This is a genomic window from Thioalkalivibrio versutus (genome assembly GCF_001999325.1).
GTDB lineage: Bacteria > Pseudomonadota > Gammaproteobacteria > Ectothiorhodospirales > Ectothiorhodospiraceae > Thioalkalivibrio > Thioalkalivibrio versutus.
In genome coordinates this window covers 1-2,752 of the sequence record NZ_MVAR01000056.1, presented here as the reverse complement: position 1 = coordinate 2,752, position 2,752 = coordinate 1, and the positions used below count along the sequence as shown (strand labels likewise).

At 69.1% G+C, this 2,752-nt stretch carries 2 protein-coding genes; both read left to right on the top strand.

Annotated features, from left to right (window positions below):
• A partial coding sequence (locus tag B0684_RS13640) for a 3'-5' exonuclease (protein ID WP_332881464.1) occupies positions 1–650 on the top strand: 650 nt, incomplete at its 5' end.
• A gap of 102 nt (positions 651–752) precedes the next feature.
• Positions 753–2,711, top strand: a complete 1,959-nt coding sequence (gene acs, locus B0684_RS13635) for an acetate--CoA ligase (RefSeq protein ID WP_018650387.1) — start codon at positions 753–755, stop codon at positions 2,709–2,711.
• The last annotated feature ends 41 nt before the right edge of the window (positions 2,712–2,752 follow it).

The window sequence follows — 2,752 nt, the reverse complement described above, 5'->3', positions numbered from 1 at the left end:
CCCCGCCGGGCCCGCTGCGCGAGCTCCTCGAGGCCCCCATGCCGCCCGCCGGCCAGCCGGTGGCCGCCAGCCGCTTTCTCGCAGTGGATCTGGAAACCACCGGCCTGGACCCGGAACACGACCGCATCCTGAGCATGGGCTGGGTGGCAATGGAGGGCCCGCGCATCGACCTCGCCACTGCGGACCAGCGCCTGGTGCGCGCGGAAGGGCCCGTGCCGGAGGCCAGCGCCGTCATCCACCGCATCACCGATCAGCGCGCCGCCAGCGGGGTACCGCTGGACGAGGCCCTGAACGCCCTGTTCCACGCGCTCGCCGGGCGCGTCATGGTGGCGCACCACGCGGCCCTGGAGATCGGCTTCCTTGAGCAGGCCTGCCAGCGCCTGTATGGCGTAAGCGCCCCGCTGGCCATCGTGGACACGCTGCGCTTGGCGGAGACGGCCCTGCGCCGCGCCGGCCAGCCGATCCCGGCCCACGGGCTGCGCCTGCATACCCTGCGCGCGCGCTACAACCTGCCGGCCTATCGCGCGCACGACGCGTTGTTCGACGCCATCGCCGCGGGCGAACTGTTCGCCGCGCTGCTGAGCCGGCAATCGCCGGACGGAAAACTGCCACTGGGGCGCGTGCTGTTCCGCCCCGCGTGGCTCTGGTAAGCGCGGCCAGCGCCCGGTTCGCATGCTATCCTCGCACCCACCAAAGGGGCTGGCGGTTGGCCACTCCCATACCCCATACCAAAAACCGATCTGGAGGCCCTGATGAGTGACAACATCGAGTCCACCCTCACCGAGACGCGCCACTTTGCGCCGTCGGCGGAGTTCACCGAAAACGCCCGCCTGAAGCCGGCCGATCTCGAGGCCCTGCACCAGAAGGCCGAGGCCGACTACGAGGGCTTCTGGTGCGATCTCGCGCGCGAGAAGATCGACTGGCAGACCGAGTTCACCCAGGGTCTCGACGAGTCCAAGGCGCCGCATTACCAGTGGTTCGCCGACGGGCGCATGAACGTCTCCTACAACTGCATCGATCGCCACCTGGAAGTCCGCGGCAACAAGACCGCGATCGTCTTCGAGGCGGAGAACGGCGACACCCGCCACCTCACCTACCGTGACCTCTACAACGAGGTCGGCAAGCTCGCCAACGCCCTCAAGGGCATGGGCGTGGTGAAGGGCGACCGCGTCATCATCTACATGCCGATGAACGCCGAGGCCGTGATCGCCATGCAGGCCTGTGCCCGCATCGGCGCGATCCACTCGGTGGTGTTCGGTGGCTTCTCCGCGGACGCCCTGCGGGACCGCGTGGTGGACTCCGGCTCCAAGGTCGTGATCACCGCCGACGGCGGCGAGCGCGGCGGCAAGGTCGTGGGGCTCAAGGCCAACGTCGACAAGGCGCTGGACTCCAACCCGGGCGACGTCGAGAAAGTGGTCGTCTGCAAGCGGGCCGGCAACGACGTGACCATGCACGCCGACCGCGACGTCTGGTGGGAAGACGCCGTGGACGGCGAATCCGTCGACTGCGAGCCGGAATGGGTGGAGGCCGAGCACCCGTTGTTCCTGCTCTACACCTCCGGCTCCACCGGCAAGCCCAAGGGCATCCAGCACTCCAGTGCCGGCTACCTGCTGGGCGCGATTGTCACCAACGAGTGGGTGTTCGACCTGCAGGGCGACGACGTCTACTGGTGCACCGCGGATGTCGGCTGGATCACCGGCCACACCTATGTCGCCTATGGCCCGCTGGCCGTGGGTGCCACCCAGGTGGTTTACGAGGGCACCCCCACCGTCCCCGACGCCGGGCGCTGGTGGAAGATGTGCCAGGACCACGGCGTGACCGTGTTCTACACCGCCCCCACCGCCATCCGCGCGCTGATGAAGGCCGGACCGGACCTGCCCAAGCAGTACGACCTGTCCAAGCTGCGCCTTCTGGGCACGGTCGGCGAACCGATCAACCCCGAGGCCTGGATGTGGTACTACACCACCGTCGGCGAAGAGCGCTGCCCGATCGTCGATACCTGGTGGCAGACCGAGACCGGCGCCAACATGATCGCCCCGATCCCGGGCGCGACCACGCTGGTCCCCGGCTCCTGCACCCAGGCCCTGCCCGGCATTGCCGCCGACGTGGTGGACGAGGACGGCAAGAGCCTGGGCGCCGACGAGGGCGGCTACCTGGTCATCAAGAAGCCCTGGCCGCATATGCTGCGCACCGTCTGGGGCGACGACCAGCGCTACAAGGACACCTACTGGCCGAAGTTCGGCGGCAAGTACTACCTGGCCGGCGACTCCGCGCGCCGCGACTCCGAGGGCAACTTCTGGATCATGGGGCGCATCGATGACGTGCTGAACGTCTCCGGCCACCGCATGGGCACCATGGAGGTCGAATCCGCTCTGGTCGCGCACAAGGCGGTCGCCGAGGCCGCCGTGGTCGGCCGCCCGCATGACGTGAAGGGCGAGGCCATCGTCGCCTTCGTGATCCTGCAGGGCGATCGCCTGACCGGCGACGAGGCCGAGGAGATGGTCAAGGAACTGCGCAACTGGGTCGCCGACCAGATCGGCCCGATCGCCAAGCCGGACGACATCCGCTTTGCCGACGGCCTGCCCAAGACCCGCTCCGGCAAGATCATGCGCCGCCTGCTGCGCTCCATCGCCAAGGGCGAGGAGATCACCTCCGACACCTCCACGCTGGAGAACGAGGCCGTCATCCCGCAGCTCCAGGGCAAGGCCTGAGCCCCGGGCCGGGGCCCCGCGCCCCGGCCCGGGGCTCAGGC